Here is a 3560-nt window from a genome sequence, read left to right as displayed (position 1 = left end):
TAAAAAAACCGGCGACGTCCTAATTTCCCAGGCAGCTTCCCACCAAGTATCTTCAGCGCTAAAGAGCTTAACTTCTGTGTTCGGGATGGGAACAGGTGTAACCTCTCTGCTATTGTCACCGGATTTTGTAAATCGCTCTCGCAATCTACTCATATGTTGTAGTAAGATGTGTCTCCATCATCTTCCACGCTTTTGAGAGTTGTACCCTCAAAATTGAATAACCACCTTGTGCTTTAAACCATTTGGTCAAGTGTTCGACCTATTAGTATCAGTCAGCTGAATACGTTACCGTACTTACACCTCTGACCTATCAACGTGATAGTCTCTCACGGGTCTTACCTTTCGGAGGAAATCTTATCTTGAGGTGGGCTTCGCACTTAGATGCTTTCAGCGCTTATCCCTTCCATACGTAGCTACCCGGCTATGCCCTTGGCAGAACAACCGGTACACCAGAGGTATGTCCATCCCGGTCCTCTCGTACTAAGGATAGCTCCTCTCAAATTTCCAACGCCCACAGCGGATAGGGACCGAACTGTCTCACGACGTTCTGAACCCAGCTCGCGTACCTCTTTAATGGGCGAACAGCCCAACCCTTGGGACCTACTTCAGCCCCAGGATGAGACGAGCCGACATCGAGGTGCCAAACACCCCCGTCGATGTGAACTCTTGGGGGGTATAAGCCTGTTATCCCCGGGGTAGCTTTTATCCGTTGAGCGATGGCCCTTCCACTCGGAACCACCGGATCACTAAGCCCGACTTTCGTCCCTGCTCGACCTGTTTGTCTCGCAGTCAAGCTCCCTTTTGCCTTTGCACTCTTCGCGCGATTTCCGTCCGCGCTGAGGGAACCTTTGGGCGCCTCCGTTACTCTTTAGGAGGCGACCGCCCCAGTCAAACTGCCCACCTGACACTGTCCCTGTACCGGTTCACGGTACTAGGTTAGATTTCCAACATTACAAGGGTGGTATCCCAACGGTGACTCCTCCAACACTGGCGTGCTGATCTCTTAGTCTCCCACCTATCCTGTACATGCAATGCCGAAAATCAATATCAAGCTACAGTGAAGCTCCACGGGGTCTTTCCGTCCTGCTGCGGGTAACCGGCATCTTTACCGGTACTACAATTTCACCGAGCCTATTGTTGAGACAGCGTCCAGATCATTACGCCTTTCGTGCGGGTCGGAACTTACCCGACAAGGAATTTCGCTACCTTAGGACCGTTATAGTTACGGCCGCCGTTTACTGGGGCTTAAGTTCTGTGCTTCGGTTGCCCTAACACTTCCCCTTAACCTTCCAGCACCGGGCAGGCGTCAGCCCCTATACATCAGCTTTCGCTTTAGCAGAGACCTGTGTTTTTGGTAAACAGTTGCCTGGACCTCTTCACTGCGGCCTGCCGAAGCAGGCACCCCTTCTCCCGAAGTTACGGGGTTATTTTGCCGAGTTCCTTAACAATAGTTCGCTCGCTCACCTTAGGATTCTCTCCTCATCTACCTGTGTCGGTTTGCGGTACGGGCACCTTGGATCTCATTAGCGGCTTTTCTTGACAGCGTGAAATCGATTGCTACCGGTCATTCGACCACCCCATAACAGCTCAACCTATCAGAAAGCGGATTTGCCTACTTTCAAGCCTCACTGCTTGGACACGCTCAACCAACGGCGTGCTCAATCTATCCTTCTGTGTCCCCACTTCATTCAAACAATCCTTGGTGGTACAGGAATATCAACCTGTTGTCCATCGCCTACAGCCTTCGCTCTCGGCTTAGGTCCCGACTTACCCTGAGAGGACGAACCTTCCTCAGGAAACCTTAGATTTTCGGCGGACGGGATTCTCACCCGCCTTACGCTACTCATGCCAACATTCTCTCTTCTATACTGTCCAGATTTGCTCTCGCGCCTCCTTCTACCTATATAGAATGCTCCTCTACCAATTAGTTGTACTAATTCCAAAGCTTCGGTGGTAAGTTTGAGCCCCGTTTATCTTCGGCGCAGGATCACTCGACTAGTGAGCTATTACGCACTCTTTAAATGTATGGCTGCTTCTAAGCCAACATCCTAGCTGTTTGTGCAATCCCACATCCTTTTCCACTTAACTTACTCTTTGGGACCTTAGCTGTTGATCTGGGCTGTTTCCCTTTCGACCATGGAACTTATCTCTCATAGTCTGACTCCCAAGTATGATACCACGGTATTCGGAGTTTGATAGTTGTTGGTAACCGGTGAAGGCCCCGCGAACAGTCAGTGCTCTACCCCCGTGTATCTTTTCCTTGAGGCTAGCCCTAAAGCTATTTCGAGGAGAACCAGCTATATCCGAGTTCGATTGGAATTTCACCGCTATCCACAAGTCATCCTAACCTTTTTCAACAGATATAGGTTCGGTCCTCCATAACCTTTTACGGTTACTTCAACCTGCTCATGGATAGGTCACCCGGTTTCGGGTCTACAGCATGTAACTCTCGCCCTTTTCAGACTCGATTTCTCTACGGCTCCGTTGCTCCAGCAACTTAACCTCGCTACATACCATAACTCGTTGGCCCGTTCTACAAAAAGTACTAGGTCACTTGCGCTCCCTATGCTTGTAAGCATCAGGTTTCAGATTCTATTTCACTCCCCTCCCGGGGTTCTTTTCACCTTTCCCTCACGGTACTATTCGCTATCGGTCACTGGGTAGTATTTAGGCTTGGAGGGTGGTCCCTCCTGCTTCAGGCCGGGTTACACGTGTCCGGTCCTACTCTGGTGCCACCTATGCGCTTTCTGCTTTCGCCTACAGGAGTTTTACCTTCTTTGCTTGAACTTTCCAGTCCTATTCGGCTTGCATAACTTCGTCAATATCGGTGGTCCACAACCCCAAACTGTAAACAGTCCGGTTTGGCCTCTTTCCCTTTCGCTCGCCGCTACTAAGGAAATCGATTTTTCTTTCTCTTCCTAGGGCTACTTAGATGTTTCAGTTCACCCCGTTCCCCTCATTAAGCTATGTATTCACTTAATGATACATACGCATTACCGTATGTGGGTTCCCCCATTCGGAAATCTGCGGGTATATCGGATATGTGCTCCTTACCGCAGCTTATCGCAGCTTATCACGTCCTTCTTCGGCTCCCAGTGCCAAGGCATCCACCCGATGCTCTTTGTACTTGACCAATCATTTCTTTCAAAATGTTCTTTTGCCTAGACTAGCGTTGTCTAGGTCTTATTCACTATTGTATTTCTCTCAGTGAATTCTGGTTTCTCTCAACAAATAGTCTGTTTGAAATCGTTACCCAATTTGAATCTACTTCTAGTAGATTCGGCTTGTATCTCGATTCGTTGTCTATTTGTCTTCATTTTACACTTGGTGTGTTATTCAATTTTCAAGGTGCTACTTTACATATATAAAATATATGTAATGGTGGGCTTGGGAGGACTCGAACCTCCGACCTCACGCTTATCAGGCGTGCGCTCTAACCACCTGAGCTACAAGCCCATAAACTATCATAGTGTAGAGACTAGGTCTCCTTAGAAAGGAGGTGATCCAGCCGCTCGTTCTCGAACGGCTACCTTGTTACGACTTCACCCCAGTCATTGGTT

The 3560-nt window shown here is 48.9% G+C and carries 1 tRNA gene and 2 rRNA genes; all 3 read right to left on the bottom strand.

Features of this window, described 5'->3' with window-relative positions:
* Positions 1 to 6: 6 nt before the first annotated feature.
* A 5S ribosomal RNA gene (gene rrf, locus AXF17_RS05295) occupies positions 7 to 123 on the bottom strand.
* A gap of 119 nt (positions 124 to 242) precedes the next feature.
* A 23S ribosomal RNA gene (locus tag AXF17_RS05290) occupies positions 243 to 3133 on the bottom strand.
* A gap of 246 nt (positions 3134 to 3379) precedes the next feature.
* Positions 3380 to 3456 (bottom strand) — tRNA-Ile (locus AXF17_RS05285).
* Positions 3457 to 3560: the final 104 nt, after the last annotated feature.

Origin of the sequence: Mogibacterium pumilum, assembly GCF_002243385.1 — a bacterium.
In the GTDB taxonomy this organism is placed as follows: domain Bacteria; phylum Bacillota; class Clostridia; order Peptostreptococcales; family Anaerovoracaceae; genus Mogibacterium; species Mogibacterium pumilum.
This window is presented reverse-complemented; position numbering and strand designations above follow the sequence as displayed.